This window comes from Agrobacterium sp. (assembly GCF_059499945.1).
Genome location: NZ_JCABZP010000014.1, coordinates 829750 through 847725 on the forward strand (window position 1 = coordinate 829750; position 17976 = coordinate 847725).

The 17976-nt window shown below is 61.1% G+C and carries 20 protein-coding genes; 11 read left to right on the top strand and 9 right to left on the bottom strand.

Annotated features, from left to right (window positions below):
• Window positions 1–132 precede the first annotated feature (132 nt).
• Window positions 133–321, top strand: a complete 189-nt coding sequence (locus tag AC5I5B_RS15815; protein ID WP_003509245.1) for a hypothetical protein — start codon at window positions 133–135, stop codon at window positions 319–321.
• A 19-nt stretch (window positions 322–340) separates the two neighbouring features.
• On the opposite strand, the gene AC5I5B_RS15820 is transcribed toward AC5I5B_RS15815, so the two are convergent.
• The 3 genes from AC5I5B_RS15820 to AC5I5B_RS15830 form a co-directional block, all read right to left on the bottom strand.
• The gene (locus tag AC5I5B_RS15820) at window positions 341–889 is read right to left on the bottom strand and encodes a DUF1254 domain-containing protein (RefSeq protein WP_003509243.1); all 549 of its coding nucleotides are present in this window, start codon (window positions 887–889) and stop codon (window positions 341–343) included.
• On the bottom strand, window positions 882–1469 hold the full coding sequence (locus AC5I5B_RS15825) for a DUF1214 domain-containing protein (protein WP_003509240.1): 588 nt from the start codon (window positions 1467–1469) through the stop codon (window positions 882–884). Before AC5I5B_RS15825 ends, AC5I5B_RS15820 begins: the two co-directional genes overlap by 8 nt.
• 109 nt (window positions 1470–1578) lie before the next feature.
• On the bottom strand, window positions 1579–2187 hold the full coding sequence (locus AC5I5B_RS15830; protein WP_003509238.1) for a LysE/ArgO family amino acid transporter: 609 nt from the start codon (window positions 2185–2187) through the stop codon (window positions 1579–1581).
• Between the two features lie 373 nt (window positions 2188–2560).
• Between AC5I5B_RS15830 and AC5I5B_RS15835 the strand changes: the two genes are divergently transcribed.
• Window positions 2561–3460, top strand: coding sequence for a LysR family transcriptional regulator ArgP (locus tag AC5I5B_RS15835; protein ID WP_111835088.1), 900 nt, complete (start codon window positions 2561–2563; stop codon window positions 3458–3460).
• Window positions 3461–3710: 250 nt separating this feature from the next.
• On the opposite strand, the gene AC5I5B_RS15840 is transcribed toward AC5I5B_RS15835, so the two are convergent.
• Window positions 3711–5903 (bottom strand): PBP1A family penicillin-binding protein, encoded by a 2193-nt coding sequence (locus AC5I5B_RS15840; RefSeq protein ID WP_111835074.1) that lies wholly within the window; start codon window positions 5901–5903, stop codon window positions 3711–3713.
• A 254-nt stretch (window positions 5904–6157) separates the two neighbouring features.
• Between AC5I5B_RS15840 and AC5I5B_RS15845 the strand changes: the two genes are divergently transcribed.
• Together AC5I5B_RS15845 and blaOXA are read left to right on the top strand one after the other, a co-directional pair.
• Window positions 6158–6637 carry a YcgN family cysteine cluster protein gene (locus AC5I5B_RS15845; RefSeq protein WP_003509227.1) on the top strand — a complete coding sequence of 160 codons (480 nt, stop codon included), beginning with the start codon at window positions 6158–6160 and terminating at the stop codon, window positions 6635–6637.
• A gap of 168 nt (window positions 6638–6805) precedes the next feature.
• On the top strand, window positions 6806–7630 hold the full coding sequence (blaOXA, locus tag AC5I5B_RS15850) for a class D beta-lactamase (protein WP_003509224.1): 825 nt from the start codon (window positions 6806–6808) through the stop codon (window positions 7628–7630).
• A 27-nt stretch (window positions 7631–7657) separates the two neighbouring features.
• Here the strand turns inward: blaOXA and AC5I5B_RS15855 are convergent, their stop codons facing one another.
• Complete coding sequence (locus tag AC5I5B_RS15855; protein ID WP_111835073.1) at window positions 7658–7993, bottom strand: type II toxin-antitoxin system YafQ family toxin; 336 nt, start codon at window positions 7991–7993, stop codon at window positions 7658–7660.
• On the bottom strand, window positions 7990–8265 hold the full coding sequence (locus AC5I5B_RS15860; RefSeq protein WP_020811442.1) for a type II toxin-antitoxin system RelB/DinJ family antitoxin: 276 nt from the start codon (window positions 8263–8265) through the stop codon (window positions 7990–7992). The genes AC5I5B_RS15855 and AC5I5B_RS15860 overlap by 4 nt, the downstream gene beginning before the upstream one ends.
• Before the next feature lie 211 nt (window positions 8266–8476).
• Here AC5I5B_RS15860 and AC5I5B_RS15865 point away from each other — a divergent pair, with 211 nt between their 5' ends.
• The 5 genes from AC5I5B_RS15865 (at window position 8477) to AC5I5B_RS15885 (ending at window position 12429) form a co-directional block, all read left to right on the top strand.
• Window positions 8477–11056 carry a heavy metal translocating P-type ATPase gene (locus tag AC5I5B_RS15865; RefSeq protein ID WP_162695606.1) on the top strand — a complete coding sequence of 860 codons (2580 nt, stop codon included), beginning with the start codon at window positions 8477–8479 and terminating at the stop codon, window positions 11054–11056.
• On the top strand, window positions 11053–11475 hold the full coding sequence (gene cueR / locus AC5I5B_RS15870) for a Cu(I)-responsive transcriptional regulator (protein WP_060726101.1): 423 nt from the start codon (window positions 11053–11055) through the stop codon (window positions 11473–11475). The genes AC5I5B_RS15865 and cueR overlap by 4 nt, the downstream gene beginning before the upstream one ends.
• A 52-nt stretch (window positions 11476–11527) precedes the next feature.
• A complete protein-coding gene (locus AC5I5B_RS15875) occupies window positions 11528–11728 on the top strand; it encodes a heavy-metal-associated domain-containing protein (RefSeq protein ID WP_060723954.1) in 201 nt (66 codons plus the stop codon).
• 76 nt (window positions 11729–11804) lie between these two features.
• Window positions 11805–12074 carry a ribbon-helix-helix domain-containing protein gene (locus tag AC5I5B_RS15880; RefSeq protein ID WP_003509217.1) on the top strand — a complete coding sequence of 90 codons (270 nt, stop codon included), beginning with the start codon at window positions 11805–11807 and terminating at the stop codon, window positions 12072–12074.
• A complete protein-coding gene (locus AC5I5B_RS15885; RefSeq protein WP_060726102.1) occupies window positions 12064–12429 on the top strand; it encodes a hypothetical protein in 366 nt (121 codons plus the stop codon). The genes AC5I5B_RS15880 and AC5I5B_RS15885 overlap by 11 nt, the downstream gene beginning before the upstream one ends.
• On the opposite strand, the gene AC5I5B_RS15890 is transcribed toward AC5I5B_RS15885, so the two are convergent.
• On the bottom strand, window positions 12426–12674 hold the full coding sequence (locus AC5I5B_RS15890) for a hypothetical protein (protein WP_003509215.1): 249 nt from the start codon (window positions 12672–12674) through the stop codon (window positions 12426–12428). The genes AC5I5B_RS15885 and AC5I5B_RS15890 overlap by 4 nt on opposite strands.
• 176 nt (window positions 12675–12850) lie before the next feature.
• Here AC5I5B_RS15890 and AC5I5B_RS15895 point away from each other — a divergent pair, with 176 nt between their 5' ends.
• On the top strand, window positions 12851–14239 hold the full coding sequence (locus AC5I5B_RS15895) for an MFS transporter (protein WP_495752772.1): 1389 nt from the start codon (window positions 12851–12853) through the stop codon (window positions 14237–14239).
• Between the two features lie 80 nt (window positions 14240–14319).
• Here the strand turns inward: AC5I5B_RS15895 and AC5I5B_RS15900 are convergent, their stop codons facing one another.
• Window positions 14320–14493 carry a hypothetical protein gene (locus tag AC5I5B_RS15900; RefSeq protein ID WP_020009686.1) on the bottom strand — a complete coding sequence of 58 codons (174 nt, stop codon included), beginning with the start codon at window positions 14491–14493 and terminating at the stop codon, window positions 14320–14322.
• 67 nt (window positions 14494–14560) lie between these two features.
• Window positions 14561–16276 (bottom strand): glycoside hydrolase family 32 protein, encoded by a 1716-nt coding sequence (locus AC5I5B_RS15905; RefSeq protein WP_035213467.1) that lies wholly within the window; start codon window positions 16274–16276, stop codon window positions 14561–14563.
• A gap of 169 nt (window positions 16277–16445) precedes the next feature.
• Between AC5I5B_RS15905 and AC5I5B_RS15910 the strand changes: the two genes are divergently transcribed.
• Window positions 16446–17906, top strand: a complete 1461-nt coding sequence (locus AC5I5B_RS15910) for a protein adenylyltransferase SelO (RefSeq protein ID WP_495752773.1) — start codon at window positions 16446–16448, stop codon at window positions 17904–17906.
• The last annotated feature ends 70 nt before the right edge of the window (window positions 17907–17976 follow it).

A 17976-nucleotide genomic window follows, 5' to 3' on the forward strand; every position in this document is an offset into this window, starting at 1 on the left:
TGGATCGTGCGAAAACCAGTCTGTGGGCTGGCCTATGCGCAATGTGATGGTGATGAAATTCCCGACGCAAGATGAGGCTTGCGCGGTTCCCATGGGCAACATTGACAATCATGTCCCGAAGAGGAGATGAGCATGGCAGAGATTATTCCAATCAGCGACGCCCGACGAAGCCTGCGTCCCGCCGGCGTTGTCGGAAAGCTGATCGGCCCGGCGAAGGTCGTGCTGTTTACCGGCGTGCGTTATGAAAAACGTGATACCGAGCCGACCGGCAAAGTCGCGCGCAAGGGCAAATCCGCAGTGGAAACCGCCCTCAAATCCTGATTGCCGATGATGTCGGACGCTATTTCCACGGCGTCGGCTGGCATTTCGCCTCGTTCAGGAACCGTTCCGCCTCTTCGCCGAAACTCGGCTGCGGCACCATGGTCCGCAAAACCACATATCCTTCCGTCTGATCCGATTCCGCCAGAATGGCCTGCGAAAGCGAGGGCGGCTGCGCCTTGCGGATGGCGGCTATCTGCACCGCATCAGCCACCAGAATATCCATCACCCCGGCGGCGGATGTGCGGTCATTCATGCTGAACACCTCATTCGAGGCCTTGTCGTAAACCGCGACCGACCAGAAGGGTACCGCACCGACGGCGGTCAAGCGGATCGGCTGTTCCTCGATGTTAAAGGTGCAGACGGCCACCCGCATGAAGGGATCGCCGCTACCAAGCGTCTTTTTCTCCGTCGTCTCCTCGAGAAGATGAAACAGATGCGGTTTTCCTTCCGCAACCGCGCGCGTATTGGCGTCGCGATTGCTGAAATGCGGGATCGCGAGAAGGATGATGACGTGCAGCACGGCTGCGCCGACGAGACCGGTGAGGATGGCGAGCAGGACCCTAAGCATTGCCACACCCCAGCTTGCGGATTTGCGGCATGGATATGTCGATCAGGCCGGAACTGCCGGCAACCGGTGTGTCGAGCAGGGTCATGACGAGCTTGAAGGTCTGGCCCTGCGGTACCGACAGCCAGTTATAGGTCTGGGCGTCAGGGGCGATGGTGATGTCGATGCCGCCATCGGCGCTGCGCAGAAGCGTGCGGGAATTCAGCGCGAAGGGCCGCCCGGCATCTTCAGCCAGAACATTTCCCTGCTGGTCGGCGGTGTAAATCGTCCAGAAACGGGCGGGCGGCACGGCGCCGGCCAGCCGGTACCGGCACTCGCCGCTCAGGCGTTGTCCATCGCTGTCGACGGAGGCGGTGAAGGCCAGCCCCTCGGCCGTTCCGTAAAGCAGCTTGCCGGCATCGGCGCGGTGCGATTTGGCGTAAGGGTCGGCCTCGATCGTCTGCGCTTCGGGAAAGGCATCCCACGAGCCGATGCGGATCGATCCAAAGCCGGATGTCGCCTCAAGTGCTGCGAGTGTTGCGGCAATACCGCCGCCAAAGGCGATCAGAAGGGCGATGCCGACAAGGAATGGAACTCGGAACACGCTGTTTTCCCGTTTTGAACAGGTCGAGGACTATCACTGATTCCCCGTTTGGAAAATGGCGCGGCCTGTTTAGTCCTCGTGAAAGTGACTGGAGCGCGAAATTCCTTGCCTATGCGCCCATGACGAGCTTGAAGGCGATGGCCCACATGGTAACGGCGATGATGCCTTCGAGAATACGCCATGCGGAGGGTTTTTCGAAAATCGGCCGCAGCCAGCGCGCGCCATAACCCAGCGAAAAGAAGAATACCAGCGAGCCGGTGGCCGCGCCCGCCGCAAAGGTTTTCTCAAAGCCGGGGAACTGCGTGGAAATGGTGCCGAGCAGCACGACGGTATCGAGATAGACATGCGGATTGAGGAAGGTCAGCGCCAGACAGATGGCGAGCGTCTGCCACAGGCTCGCCTCCTGCCGCTCGGTCACCGACAGCGTCTCGGAGGAACGCAGCGCCGAATGCAGGCTTTTTGCGCCATACCAGATGAGGAAGGCGGCCCCCGCATAACGCATGATGGGATCGAGCGCCGGCATGATGGCGCTGATCCGCTGGAAGCCAAACACGCCGACGGTGATGAGCAGCGCATCTGATATCGCGCAGGTGGCGCAGACGGCAAACACATGCGAGCGCGCCAGACCCTGCTTCAGGACGAAGGCATTCTGCGCGCCGATGGCGACGATGAGGCTGAGGCCCATCGTCAGGCCGGTGAAGAAGATCTGGATGTCCATGCGCGTCGTGGCCCCTGCCTCTGTCCATGTGGAATGGCCGAAGGCGTTGCATCCGGACCGAGTGCTTGGATATTTCCGCCAGATGATTTAATCCAGTTAAATAAACTCAACTCGGATAAGCTCAGCTAATGGCGCACTTCTCTCTTCAACCTTTCGATTTTCCACGACGTTGCCATCTCTCAACCCTCATTCCTGTGCTTGTCACAGGAATCCAGCCAGCCCAAGTCCTTGGGTTGAAAAGACTCTCCCGCCGCGCAGACGCGCGTCGACTGGATTCCCGTGACAAGCACAGGAATGAGGGCGGGAGAGGGTGTCGCCCATCGCCTCGAAGAGCCTCGTGCCACCCCCACCACCCCCTACATCAGGTGCCATAATGCTCGACTACCCTGCCATGCGCGCCGTGGCGCTCGTTGCCCAGACCGGCAGTTTCGAAAAGGCGGCGCAGGTGCTGTGTGTCACACCTTCGGCCGTCTCCCAGCGCATCAAGCAGCTGGAGGAGCGGCTGGGTGTGGTGCTGATCGTGCGCGGTAACCCCTGTGTGGCGACGGAAAAGGGGGAGTGGCTTTGCCGGCACATGGATCATGTCGGCATGCTGGAAAGCGAATTGTTCCGCCAGCTTCCGGCATTGGCGGAAGCGGGATCGGCACAGGAACGCGTGACGCTCAATATCGCCACCAATGCCGACAGCCTCGGCACATGGTTTCTGGATGCGGTTTCAAGATTCACCGGCGGCAGCGATTATCTCGTCAACATCGCAGTGGACGATCAGGATCATACGGTGGAATGGCTGCGCGCGGGCAGGGTGCTTGCCGCCGTGACCGCCCACGCCAAGCCGGTGCAGGGCTGTCGGGTAACGCCGCTCGGCGTGCTCCGCTATCACGCCACCGCCAGCCCGGATTTCATGGCCCGCCATTTCGCGGATGGCGTGACGCCCGTAACACTTGGCCGGGCGCCGGGGCTGACCTTTAACCAGAAGGACCGGCTGCAGGCGAGCTGGATCAGGGAGGCGCTGGGCGAGGATGTCTCCTATCCCACCCACTGGCTGCCTTCGACGGACGGTTTCGTGAAGGCAAGCCTTGCCGGCATGGGCTGGGGGCTCAATCCCGTGCAGCTTGTGGGGGAGCATCTTGAGGCGGGGAGGCTGGTGGAGGTCGTTCCCGGCACGCCGCTTGATATTCCGCTTTATTGGCAGGTGAACAGGCTTGCGGCGGAGCGTCTCGGTGCGCTGACATCACATATGGTGGAAACGGCGAGGGCGGTGTTGTTGCGGTGAGATGACTGACGCCGGATTTGGAGAGACGGGAGCCGTAGAGTGAGTGGCTTACCCCCCTCTGCCCTGCCGGGCATCTCCCCCTCAAGGGGGGAGATCGGCGAGCGGTGCTACCACCACTTCATTCGCTAACGTTGAGACGGGCGAGACCTCGCCGCATATCGATCTCCCCCCTTGAGGGGGAGATGCCCGGCAGGGCAGAGGGGGGTGAGCGACACTCTCCGTCAGAAATCCTGGCCGGTTGCCCGCAACATCACCGCCGCGCCGCATCCTCCGCGCCGTCACGCAAAGACGCATCCGCCACCTTCTGCGTCGTCACACTCAAGGCCGAAGCATCCTTCATCTTCTTGGCGATGGAGCGAATGACGCGGGTGGCCTCGGCAGAGAGCGAGCGTGGGCGGGTGAGGGCCGGCAGGGCCGGGGTGCTGGTGGCTGCGGCTGCCACTTCCGCCGAAGGCTGCGGGCGCGCGCCTGTCGGCAACGGGTTCTGGATGCCGGGGATGGGGCGCAGCTCCATGCCCTGATGGGCGTAATCCATCAGCCGTTTGAAGGCCATGGCGGGCAGCGCGCCGCCGGTCATGTTGTTCATCGGTGTGAATTCGTCATTCCCGAACCAGACGGCGGTCGTATAATTGCCGGTGAAACCCACATACCAGGCGTCGCGGTAAGCCTGCGAGGTGCCGGTCTTGCCGCCGGAGACGATGCCATTGTCAAGCGCGCCGCGGCGGGCCGTGCCCATGACGGGAATGGTCACCAGCATCTGGTTCATTTTGGAATTGGCGTCTTCGGAGAGCACGCGCTTGGCAGGCGGCTCGTTGTGGCTGAAATCGTAGAGAACATTGCCCTCGTAATCCAGCACCTGCTCGATGCCATGGCGGCGTGACTGCATGCCATCGGCCGGGAACACGGCATAGGCGGTGGCCTGGTCGAGAACCGTCACTTCCGAAGTGCCGAGCGGAATGGTTTTGTCGCTGCGAAGCGGTGTTGCGACACCCATGGCCTTGGCCGTGTCGACGATGACCTGCGTGCCGAGCACATCCTTGGCGAGCCGGACCGGCACGGTATTGTAGGATTTGGCGAGCGCCATCTGCAGCGTCACCTTGCCGGCATAGGAGCGGCCATAATTCTGCGGCGACCAGCCGCGCCAGGTCACCGGCGCATCGGAAATCAGCGTCTCCGGCTTCATGCCCTTTTCCATGGCGGCCGAGTAGGTATAGACCTTGAAGGAGGAGCCGGGCTGGCGCAGCGCCGCCGTGGCGCGGTTGAACTGGCTTTCGCCATAATCACGCCCGCCGACCATGGCGCGCACGCCGCCACCATTTTCGATCATCACCATCGCGCCCTGCTTGACGCGGTAACCTTCGCCATATTCGCGCAGGCCCATTTCCATCGCCTGTTCGGCCGCCTGCTGCAGGCCGGTATCGATGGTCGTGCGCACGACCACCGTATGGTCCTTGAATTTACCTTCGGCGGCCAGCCGCTGCACTTCGTCGAAGGCCCAGTCGAGGAAATAATCCGGCGCCTTCACATCGGCGCGGTCGATGACGGTGGCCGGATTGCGCCGCGCGCCGATCACCTGGCCCTCGGTCATCAATCCGCTCTGTACGAGGTTGGAAAGCACGGTGTTGGCGCGGGCACGCGCGGCGGGCAGGTTGACGTGCGGCGCATATTTGGCCGGCGCCTTGAACAGGCCGGCCAGAATGGCGGATTCGGCCAGTGTCACATCGGTCAGGTTCTTGCCGAAATAAAACTGCGCCGCCGCCGCCGCCCCGAAGGTGCCGCCGCCCATATAGGCGCGGTCGAGATAAAGGCTGAGGATTTCCTTCTTCGACATGTTGGTCTCGAGCCACAGCGCGAGGAAGGCTTCCTTGATCTTGCGCTCCAGCGAGCGCTCATTGGTAAGGAACAGGTTCTTGGCGAGCTGCTGCGTCAGCGTCGAACCGCCCTGCACCACGCCGCCGGCGCGGGCGTTTTCGCTCATGGCGCGGGCAAGGCCGATGAAGTCGATGCCGAAATGGTTGAAGAAACGCCGGTCTTCGGTCGCCAGCACCGCCTTGATGAAATGGTCAGGCATCTGGTCGATCGGGACGGAATCTTCATGAATGATACCGCGATGGCCGATGGTGTTGCCGTAACGATCAAGGAAAGTGACGGCGAAATCGCCGCGGTAACGCCAGTCCTTCTTGGTTTCCTCGAAGGCGGGCATCGCGAGCGCCAGAAGCACGACGCAACCCGCCGTTCCGAAGGTCAGCGCGTCGCAGGTGAGGTTGACGAGAAGCTTCTTCCAGCCGCGCACATGCAATTTGCGCGAGGCGATGGTGACGTCTTCCCAGAAATCCACCAGCCTTGCCGCAGCCGTCCACAGGCCGGAGTCGATGAAGCTATCGATCCGGAGCAGGATGTGCCGTTTTTTACGGCCGTTCTTATCGTCTTTTTCTTCCTGCACGTGCCGATGTGTTCCTGTTCAACGCAACGCGATCGTCGATATTCTGCTGTTCAACCCATTCCCGACGCAAAACCGTGGCATGGTTATGTCGGAATTGCTTGACGTGGCGGCAGTTCGCGGGCCAATGACCCCTCTGCCGCCTGCCAATATGCTAAAATATCGTACAAACCAGCCCTTGGCGATACGATATAAAGGATTAGGGACCGGTTAAACACTCCTGTCCAAGTGATCAAAATGAAACGGAAATGTTAACGATGAATGACGCGCCGTTCTGGAAAACCAAATCGCTGACCGAGATGACCGGTGAGGAATGGGAAAGCCTGTGCGACGGCTGTGGCCTCTGCTGTCTCAACAAGCTGGAGGACTGGGACACCGGCGAAGTGGCGTTCACCTCGGTTCGCTGTGTGCTGCTCGATGGCGAGAGCTGTCGATGCTCCGACTACGAAAACCGCCGCGCCACCGTGCCGGACTGTATCCAGCTGGACCTCAAGAAGGTCCATGAGATCGGCTGGCTGCCGCCCACCTGCGCCTATGCGCTGGTGCGTGATGGCAAGGATCTCTACTGGTGGCACTATCTTGTTTCCGGCGATACGGAAACGGTGCATGAGGCGGGCATTTCCGCACGCGGCCGCACGGTCAGCGAGGCCGATGTGGATGTTGACGACTTCGAGGATTATGTGGTCGACTGGCCGCTGACGGTCGGCGAGAGGGCGGGCGAAAAGGAGCGGATGTGACGGAAAACGTCGATTTTCGTTTTGGTCCTATTCCTGCCCCATCAGTCTCCTAAAGGCATGTCGTCCGAAAGCGTGTCACGGTTTCGGGATCGACTTGTCTGAAATCAAAGACAGCTTCCGGCCATTCCGGCAAATGATCCGCAAAGCGGACGAGGGACATCAAAACGCATGCGCTACCGGCTGCCCGCCATCGTTCTTTCATGCCTTGCCCTTCCGGGGCTCCTGCCGTTTTCCGCTGATGCCCAGCAACAGCCCCAGGCCTTCGAATGCACGCTCGTCACCTCAATCGAGACCGGCGCGATCATCAACCAGCAGGGCGCCTGCGACCAGCGCGTGGCGCCGGCTTCCACCTTCAAGGTGCCGCTGGCGCTGATCGGTTACGATGCCGGCATTCTTCAGGATGAAAAGACGCCCGCCTGGGACTGGAAACCCGGCACGGAGGCGCGCGCCTCCGACCGCAAGACGGTCGATCCCTCGATATGGGAACAGGATTCGGTCCTGTGGTATTCGCGTGAAATCACCCGTCGCCTTGGACCGGATAAATTCGCCGCCTATGTGAAGCGTCTCGGTTACGGCAATGCCGATGTTTCCGGTGAGCCGGGCAAGAATAACGGCCTGACCCATTCCTGGCTCGGATCGTCGCTGACGGTTTCGCCGGTGGAGCAGGTCGGCTTCCTCCGCCGCCTCCTGGCCGGCAATCTGCCGGTCTCGCGTGATGCGCAGGCGAAGACAAGGGCAATCGTTCCGGTCTTTGATGCGCCGGAAAGCTGGGCCGTGCATGGCAAGACCGGCACCGGCTACATGCGTGACGAAAAGGGCAACCCCGACCGCAACCGTCCCTTCGGCTGGTTTGTCGGCTGGGCGGAGCGCGAAGGCCAGCACATCGTCTTCGCAAGGCTGCGCGTTTCCGACAAACCGTCCGACGAGCCGCTCGGCCCCGCCGTGCGCGATGCATTCCTGCGCGATATTCCGCGGCTGGCCGTGCACCGGTAGCGAGATCGTATCTTTCAGATCGCGTCTTTACCTGAAAAGCTCGGCGTGCGTTCCTGCGCAGGTGAAGATGAGAAGGTTCTGCTTCTCATCAAGTTTGTAGATCAACAGAAAGTCCCCGCTGACATGGCATTCGCGATGATCGTGCCATTCTCCGGTCAATTCATGGTCACGAAACTGCGCCGGTAATGGCGCTTCGTTGGAAATGAGAAGGAGCATGATCTCCTTCAGTTTCACCATGTCATAACGCCCGGAATTGTTCAGCCGTTGCCAGTCCTTGATAAATTGCCTGGTGAAATCCGAACTGCGCGGCAGCACCGTTCGCTTCGATGCCGCCTCTTTTCCGTGACCTTTCTTATCCGTCACCGCTTGTTACCATCAAGGGCGTCAAACAAGGCTTGCGCCGTGCCGAAACGATTGCGCCTGGCAGCCGCGATGGCGCGCGCTTCTTCAATCGCGGCGAGCGTTTCAGCGTTCGGTTGCGTCAGTTCTATCGGCAGTGCTTTTTCTCGGGCAATGCGCGTCAGCATCATTCGCATGACGTCGGAAACAGTCAGTCCCAGACTGTCGAGCACGGCAGTCGCGTCGTCCTTGAGTGCCTGATCGATGCGCGCTCTCACATAAGCATTTGCGGTCATGATCAATCTCCTTTTTAGAGATTTGTTTGTAGCTCAAATGAGCATCAAATTCAACGCGTGTATTGCCGCCCCCTCCATACTCTTTCTTGCCGAGCGGGCGGCGGCGATAAGCGTGGCTGCGCTCACGATTGTGTGTTCAACAAAAACTTTCCCTTCCCTTGACCTTCCCATCATGGGAATCTCTACATAGGGTCTCGAAAGGGGATTTCCCATGAACGAGACAGTCAAACACGCCCATCGAAATGAACCGGTTTCCATTCCCGTGGAGGGCATGACCTGCGCTTCCTGCGTGCGGCGGGTGGAAACGGCTGCCGCCAAGGTGCCCGGTGTCATGTCGAGTTCCGTGAACTTCGCCACGAAGAAGCTTACCGTCGAGCCCGCCGAGGGTTTTTCGGCGCGCACGCTTGGCGCCGCCATCAAGAAGGTCGGTTATGATATCGCGCCGGAGCGGCAGGAATTTACGGTGGAAGGCTTGCAGGGCGAGGCGCAGGCCGGGCGGCTGAAGGCCGTTCTGGAAGCGGTCGCCACCACAATCGCCGTCAAGGTAGACGCGGCTTCAGGCAAGGTCTCGGTGGAAACGATCGGCGGCCGGCGCGAACGGGACGCATTGGTGGAAACGGCAAAGCTTGCCGGGTTCGCGCTGAAGACACCGAAACCGCACGATCATTCCGCCCATCACAATCATAACCAGCACCAGGGACATCATCAGGGCCATGGTCAGATGGCGGGCGAAACCGGCGGCCATGACCACATGCAGCATGCGGGTGAGGAGGGCGCGCTGAAACGCGACCTGACGATTGCCGCGATCCTGACCGCGCCGCTTTTCGTGCTGGAAATGGGCGGCCATCTCTATGAGCCGATGCATCACTGGCTGATGGGCATCATCGAGACGCAGAACCTCTATTACATCTATTTCGTGCTGGCGACGGCGGTGATTTTCGGACCGGGCCTGCGCTTTCTCAAGACCGGTTTTCCCGCTTTGCTGCGCGGTGCGCCGGAAATGAATTCTCTTGTGGCGCTGGGCGTGACGGCGGCCTACGCCTATTCCGTCGTGGCGACCTTCGCGCCCGATCTACTGCCGGAAGAGGCGCAATTCGTCTATTATGAAGCGGCAACCGTCATCGTCACGCTGATCCTGACCGGGCGGCTTCTCGAAGCCCGCGCCAGCGGCCGCACCGGAGACGCCATCCGCAAGCTGATGAGCCTGCAGGCGAAGACCGCCCGTGTGGAGCGCGACGGCGCCACCATCGATATTTCCCCCGATGATCTGGTGGCCGGCGATATCGTCGTCATCCGTCCCGGCGAAAGGCTGGCGGTGGATGGCGAAGTCGTCGAAGGCTCGTCCTATGTCGATGAATCGATGATTTCAGGCGAGCCGGTGCCGGTGGAAAAGACGGTCGGCGCAACGGTCGTCGGCGGCACCATCAACAAGACTGGCGCCTTCAAGTTCAAGGCGACCAAGGTGGGCGCGGATACCATGCTGTCGCAGATCATCCGCATGGTGGAGGAGGCTCAAGGGTCCAAGCTGCCGATCCAGCTGCTGGTGGACCGCGTCACTGCGCTCTTCGTGCCCGTTGTCATTGCCATTGCGGTGCTGACCTTCATCGTCTGGGCGATATTCGGCCCGGAACCCGCCTATACATTCGCCCTGGTCAATGCGGTCGCGGTGCTCATCATCGCCTGCCCCTGCGCCATGGGTCTCGCCACGCCCACCTCTATCATGGTCGGCACCGGCCGGGCGGCGGAGCTGGGCGTGCTGTTCCGCAAGGGACAGGCCCTGCAGGAGCTGCGTTCGGCTGAAATCGTTGTGGTCGACAAGACCGGCACTGTGACCAAGGGCCGCCCGGAACTGACGGACCTCGTGGTGGCGGAAGGGTTTGCCGACAACGAGGTTCTGGCGCTCGTCGCCGCCGTCGAGGACCGCTCGGAGCATCCGATTGCCGAAGCCATCGTCCGGGCTGCGGAAGACCGGAGTGTGGTAGCGGGAGAGGGACTTGAACCCCCGACCGTTGAAAATTTCGAAAGCGTCACGGGTTACGGCATCGCCGCCACCGTCAATGGCCGCAGGGTCGAGGTCGGCGCGGATCGCTTCATGGCGAAACTTGGCCATTCCGTGGATATCTTCGCGGATGCGGCGGCAAGGCTGGGTGACGAGGGCAAGACGCCGCTTTATGCCGCCATCGACGGCAGGCTGGCGGCTGCGATCGCCGTCGCCGATCCGCTGAAACCATCGAGTGTCGCCGCCATCAGGGCGCTGCAGGCGATGGGCATCGAAGTGGCCATGGTGACGGGCGACAATGCCCGCACGGCCAATGCAATCGCCCGGCAGGTCGGCATTTCCCGCGTGGTGGCGGAAGTGCTGCCCGAGGGCAAGGTGAAGGCGATCCACGAGATGCGCGCAGGCGGCAAGGTGCTCGCCTTTGTCGGCGACGGCATCAACGATGCGCCGGCGCTGGCCGAGGCTGATATCGGTATCGCCGTCGGCACCGGTACGGATGTCGCCATCGAAAGCGCCGATGTGGTGCTGGTCGGCGGCGATCTCACGGGTGCGGTCAACGCCATCGAGATGAGTCGCGCAACCATCCGCAACATCAAGGAAAACCTGTTCTGGGCTTTCGGCTACAACGTGGCGCTGATACCGGTTGCGGCGGGCGTGCTTTATCCGGCCTTCGGCATCACGCTGTCGCCGATGATTGGCGCGGGGGCAATGGCGCTGTCCAGCGTCTTCGTTCTCGCCAATGCGCTGAGGTTGAAACGGGCGAAGGTGGCCCATCGGGAGGTGACATCGTGAATATCGGCCAGGCATCGGAAGCATCGGGCGTTTCCGCCAAGATGATCCGTTATTACGAGCAGATTGGCCTCATCACCCCCGCCGCCCGCACCGGCAATAATTACCGGGTCTATGGCGAGCAGGACGTGCACAATCTGCGCTTCATCAAGCGGGCGCGCACGCTCGGTTTCTCGCTGGAGGAGACCGAGACGCTGCTGAAACTCTGGCAGGACAAAAGCCGTGAGAGTTCGGCGGTGAAGGAAATTGCGCTCGTCCACATCGCTGATCTCGAACAGAAGATCGCCGAGATGAAGAGCATGGTGAAGACGCTGTCCCATCTCGCCCATTGCTGCGGCGGCGACCACCGGCCCGACTGCCCCATCCTCGATGATCTCGCCGGCGCTGAGAAGAGCGACGCCAGGCCTGTGCGAACCCACTGAACTTTATGACAACCGGCGCGAAAATATCGCTACCGGCCAGAAGGAGAAAACCATGGGTGCAACCACCTTCCTCATTCCAGACATGACCTGCGGCCATTGCGAAAAGACGCTGCGCGGCGCTCTCACTGAGGTGCTTCCCGATGCCGCCGTCAGCATCGATCTTTCCGCCCACCGGCTCACGGTAACGGGCGACGCCGCAACTGCGGAAGCGGCGATCCGCGAAGCCGGTTATTCGCCGGAAAGGGCGGGTTGAAGCATCTCGTTGCTGGAATGAACAGGAAAGATGTGCTACTGAGTAGCATGATCTGTCCTGTCGAGGGAGTGCCACAATGTCCGTCAAGGCGTCAGTTTCCATCTCCGATCAACAGGACAGCTTCGCGCGCAGGCTGGTGGAGGAAGGGCGTTACGCCAGCCTCAGTGCCGTCGTCCAGCGTGGGCTGGAACTGCTTCGGCAGGAGACCGAGTTGAGGGACGCCGAGCTTGCTGCGCTTCGCGACCTGCTGGCAGATCGTAAGCAGGACGACTTCGTCTCCGTTGAGGAAGGTAAACAAAGAACAGCAGCCATGATAGCGGCCAGAAAGGCCGGCTATGGCCTATAAGGTCCTGCGTTCAACACAGACAGATCAAGACCTCGGCCTCATTCTCGACCATCTCATCCAGTCCTATCTCGACCTCGGCGACGCCTTGCCAGCAGCTTTCACGCGCGCTGTACGACGCGTGGGGTCGATTGAAGCGGATATGGAAGCGCTTCATAAAGCGCCCTTCCAGGGAACATTGTTGCCCGAAATATTACCCGGCCTTCGCCGGGTAACGAAAAATCAGGCTGTCTTTTATTTCGATATCGATGAGGGTGAAAAGACCGTGCGTATTCTCGCGGTCTTTTTCGGCGGGCAGGATCATCTACGCTATATGCTCACGCGCCTCGTGTCCGGTCGCACCGTCAGTCTTCCCTAAACCTCGTCGAAAGCCCCGCCTTCCCGTGAGGGATTGCGGTTGATCACCCGTTCCTCGGCATCGTCGGGCAGGGCCTCGTCGCTTTCCTGATAGGGATCGTCCTCGCTCTCGGCCTCTTCTTCCTCGATTTCCTGTTCGATGGATTGCGGAATCTCTCCCTTGGCGGGAAGGGCGTCGATGTCGAGATCGAGCAGATCCTCGTTCATGGCGTCTTCGTTAAGGGGCAGGATTTTCTTGCGGTCCATGACGGTGTCCTTTCTGTCGGTTCTTCGGCAAACGGCCGGGCGCGCGGAGGGTTCCTGCCGCGCGAGAATTCCTTCAGAACAAATGACCTGAAAAAGCCGTCTTGACCTCAATGGCGCTTGAGGTTCTAGTTTGCCCGCCGTATCGCAAAAATGGAAAGGATACGGCTTTGTCGAGTATCGAAATGGCGGAGAAAAACGGCTGGAGCGAATTGCTGAGCGGGGCGAATTTCTCGCTTCTGACCGTCATCTCCTCCGGTATCGGCCTGCACGCTTTTAATCAGTTCGCTGTCGTGACGGCCTTGCCCGTGGCCGTGAACGAAATCGGCGGCGCGAGTTTTTACAGCTGGGCCTATAGTCTTTATTTCGTCGGTTCCGTGGCGGGCGGCGTGACTGCGGTGCTGTTTCGCGAACGTTTTGGCGCGCGCGCCGTCCTGCTTCTGTGCTGCCTGATCTTTTCCTTCGGTTCGGTTCTCTCGGCAATTGCAGGTGACTTTTTGTGGGTCGTCGTCGGCCGGGCCTTGCAGGGACTGGCGGACGGGCTGATCGTCGCCGTTTGCTACAGTCTCATTCCCGCCGGTTTCCGCTCCGGCCTGTTGCCGAAGGTCTTCGCCATCGAGGCGGCGATCTGGGCGGTCGCCTCCTTCATCGGCCCGCTGACCGGCGGTTTTGCCACCGAACACATCTCCTGGCGCGCCACCTTCCTGCTGTCGGCGCCGCTGATCCTGCTGCTTCTGGCCTATACCACCATTGCCGTCTCCGCCGAGCGGCCGGTGGCGGCGACGCGCAAACCGCTGGTGCCGCTGGTTTTCTGCCTTGTCGGCGCATTGGCCTTTTCCGCTCCTTCCGCCTTCGAGGATGCGAGCCTGCGGGCGATTTCCCTGCTGGCGGGGGCGGCGCTGTTGTGGGCGTCGCTGCGGGCTGGCACACGGCCTTCCGTCGGATTGTTCCCGAAGAATTCCTTCCGGCTGAAGACGGTGCTCGGCAGCGGTTTCTGGGTGCTGTTCCTGATGTCCTATGCCCATGCGCTGGGCAGCGTCTATCTCGCTTATGTCGCTATCAATCTCTGGCAGCATGAGCCCACCTTTGCCGGTTTCATCGTGGTGACGATGCCGCTTGCCTGGAGCTTCGTGGCAATGCTGATCGGCAGCCTGCGCTCTAGCCGCCTGCGGGAACTGTGCCTGCATTACGGTCCCTACCAGATGGTGCCGGGCTGCGCCCTGCTGGGGCTGGGGCTGGCGACCGGCAACTGGGGAGAAATGCTGCTCGGGCAAATCCTGATCGGATCGGCCTTCGGCATGTCCTGGGCCGGCATCAGCCAGGCGGCAATGGAAGCAGCGCCGGAAGAGGAACGCAAGATGACGGGTGCGCTCTTGCCGACGGTCGCGACGCTCGGCTCTGCGGCCGGTGCTGGCGCAAGCGGCACTGTCGCCGCCGCCAGCGATCTCGTGGCGCAGATCGAGCGTGCGGATGTGACGATGCCGATGGTTTATCTTTATGGGCTGGGTGTGGTCGTATCGCTGCTGGCGATCATGACCGCCAGCGGGTTGCGGGGTGAAAGGCGCTAGAGCATTTCCAAAAAAAGTGGAACCGGGTTTTCCGTCCGGAAATGCGACCCAACAAAGTGAACGGCCCTTCGCGGCCTTGATCAGGACTGGGTGGCGGCGATGGTGATCGCCGCCAGATAAACGACGAAGGACATGATGGCGATTGCGCCGATAATGATGATGATGCCCTTGCCGGCGCGTTTCTTCTCTGCCTTGTTTTCATTGGCTTCGGTTGGAAACAGGATCGGATCGCTGGTGTCGCGGATTTTGGTCATGCCGTTTCTCCTTTCGGCGGATTGGGCGGTTTCGGTCTATCAACCGCCCAATCCGTCAAAAGGTTCCTCACGGTTTCAGCGCCCAGCTGGTGGCATGCACCACCGCGCCGGGGGCGGCCTTCAGCAGCGCCGAGCGCACGGGTTCGAAACCTTCGATGCGCTTGGTGCCCACATATCGCCCGCGATTGGCGAAGACCTCAATCGAGCCATAATCGAGAAAGATGCGGATGCGGGATGCCTTGGCTCCCCTGGCGATATAATGCGGTGAGGGGCCGTCGCGCCCGTCCTCATGGCAGATCCACAGCCCCGTTTCATCGGAAACGACGCCAAGCTTAACCGTCGGATGATCGAGCATCAGTTCGAAGGGCGCGCCGGGTGAGGCAAGCTCGAACAATATTTCCACCGCCCCGTTGATGAAGGTGACGCGTTCGCCGGCGGCAAGCCGCGTGCGGTCGAGAATATGGCTGCGCAGGCTTTCCGCCGCGCCGATGGGCGGGGTCAGAAGCTCGCCATTCACATAATGAATCCGGCGCGGCAGCGTCATCGAGGTCGGGAAATCGATCTCCGGATTGGCATCCGCCCAGTTTGCCAGCCAGCCCATGCCGATGATGCTGTCGCCATCGAGAAAGGCCTGGAAGGCGTAATTATCGGTGCCGAAATCCAGCTCCTGCCCGGATTCCTTGGTGAAGGCCTTGCCGTCAAACCAGCCGACATCGGCCATAGTCAGGTTCTTGCGGCCGGTCTCCGGGTCCTCCGAATGCATCAGCCCGTAGATCAACACCCAGCGGGTGGACCGGGCATTGACCGGGCCATCGAGCGGCAGCAGGCAGGGGCATTCGATGGCCGTTGTCTTGTAGCGTGTTTCCACCCAGAGTTTGCCGACATAGGTCCAGCCCGATGCCGCCGTGGGGTCGAGCGTTTCGTAGAGCAGAATGACGCCGCCGCCATCGCTCTGGCTGCCAAGCACCATTTTCCACAGGCCATCCGGGCCACGAAAGACGTAAGGGTCGCGGAAATCCGGTGTCAGCCCCTGTCCGTCCGGCCGGGTGCCGAGAATGACCTCGGCCTGCCCAGCCATGATGAGATCGGACGAGGTGGCGGTCAGCTGTATCTGCTGCTCGGGAATGCGGTCCTGCACCTGCTCGGTGAAGAAGACGCGGATGCCGGTGCCTTCCACCAGCGGAATCGTCGAGCCGGAATAGGCGCCGCCGCGCTTGTCCGGCCGCGTCGTCAGATCCTCTGAAGGGAAGAGGAAGATCGGCAGGTGCCGCCAGCGCAGGTAATCGGAGGAGACGGCATGGCCCCAATGCATGGTGTTCCAGCGCAGGCCGTGAGAATAATGCTGATAAAACAGATGCGGGCGGCCCTCGAAGCGGCCAAAGCCGTTCGGGTCGTTCATCCAGCCAAAGGGCGGACGGAAGTGATAGCTGCCGGGAAGTTCGGGTGCGGCATTATCAGGCTTGGTATGGACAACGGTGATGCCGGTCTCGAGCACATCCGACGCGGTGAACCAGTAGATGACGGAAACGGCTGTCGTGACGGTGTCGTAACTCAGTTCCACATGGCCGCCGCCAAACACCTGGTAGATTCGAAAGCCGAACTCTTCCGTGTTGACGCTTGAAACTTCAGCGAATTTTCCATTCTGGTTGGAAAAGGAGACGGCGCCGGGCTCGGCATCTTTTTTCGCCTTCAGCCAGACATGGAAGGTGGCGTTGACAGGCAGTTCGGTGTGGAGGGTGCGGATGGCGCTTTCCGGTTCGGCTGCGGCTTCAACAACGGTCATTGCTTTTCCTTTCCGTTCGGCATTCTGCTGGTCAAGCATAGGAACGATGATGGCGCGGGAAAGTTCATTGCGCAAAATTGAATGAGGCGATGGAGGAGGCGCGGCATTTATCGCTCGCATCCGCCGCCTTCCGGCCCCATATAGGGGCAAAGCAGGGAGTTTATCCGTGATGAAATTCGACAATTCCTATGCCCGACTGCCGGAACGCTTCAGCGCCGCCGTGCTGCCGACGCCGGTGAAGGCGCCGCGCCTCATTGCTTTCAATCGCGGGCTGGCCGACGAACTCCTTCTCGATGTGGCCGGCCTTGATGATGAAAGGCTGGCGGCGATCTTTTCCGGTAATGTCTTGCCGCAGGGGGCCGAGCCGCTGGCCATGGCCTATGCCGGCCACCAGTTCGGCGGCTTCGTGCCGCAGCTGGGCGATGGCCGCGCCATTCTGCTTGGTGAAGTGATCGACAGTAACGGCAACCGCCGCGATATCCAGCTCAAGGGCTCCGGCCCGACGCCGTTTTCACGCAGGGGAGACGGCCGTGCGGCCCTTGGCCCGGTGCTGCGCGAATATATCGTGTCGGAAGCGATGTTTGCGCTTGGCATTCCCGCCACGCGGGCGCTGGCGGCTGTCCTCTCCGGCGAAAGGGTGCAGCGCGAAGTCGGCCTGCCGGGCGGTGTCTTCACCCGCGTGGCGGCAAGCCATATCCGTGTCGGCACGTTCCAGTTCTTTGCCGGGCGCGAGGATGACGAGGCGATCAAAAACCTCGCGGACTACGTGATCGACCGTCATTATCCCGAGGCGAAAGAGGCAGACAATCCTTACCTCGCCCTGCTGAGTGGCATCGCCGGGAGGCAATGCGAACTCATCGCTCGCTGGATGATGGTGGGTTTCATCCATGGCGTGATGAATACCGACAATATGGCGGTCTCCGGCGAAACCATCGATTTCGGCCCCTGCGCTTTCCTCGATGAATATCACCCCAACAAGGTCTTTTCCTCCATCGATGCGCAGGGCCGTTACGCCTTCAACAATCAGCCGGGCATCGCGCAATGGAATATCGCAAGACTGGCGGAATGCCTGCTGCCGCTGCTCGATCCGCAGGTAGAAAAAGCCGCCGAACTCGCCAATGCCGTTCTCGCCAATTTCGCCGCCGCCTTTCCCCAACGCTGGCTTACCGGCATGCGCGAAAAGCTTGGCCTGACGACCGAGGAAGAGGGCGACATGGATCTGGTGCAGGCGCTGCTGGCGCTGATGCAGGCATCTGAAGCGGATTATACGCTGACCTTCCGGCGTCTTTCCCATGCGGCCAATGGCGACGCCGAGCCATTCCGCGGCATGTTCATCGATATCGCGGGGGCGGACGAATTTCTCACCCGTTGGCGGGAAAGAGCCGGTCGTGAGGGTATTTCCGATTCCGAAAGGTCAGGCGCGATGCTCTCTGCCAATCCCGCCATCATCCCGCGCAACCACCGTATCGAGGAACTGATCGAAGCGGCGGTGGAAGAGGATGATTTCGAGCCCTTCCACGCCATGCTGAAGGCGATAGCGACGCCTTTCGAAGAGCGGCCGGATAATTTCGTCTATATGCAGCCGCCGATGAGCCATGAGCGGGTGTTCAGGACATTTTGCGGGACGTAATGGATTCGTCACCTTCGCCGTCATGCCGGACTTGATCCGGCATCCAGCCGCCGCGCGTCTGCGCGGCGAG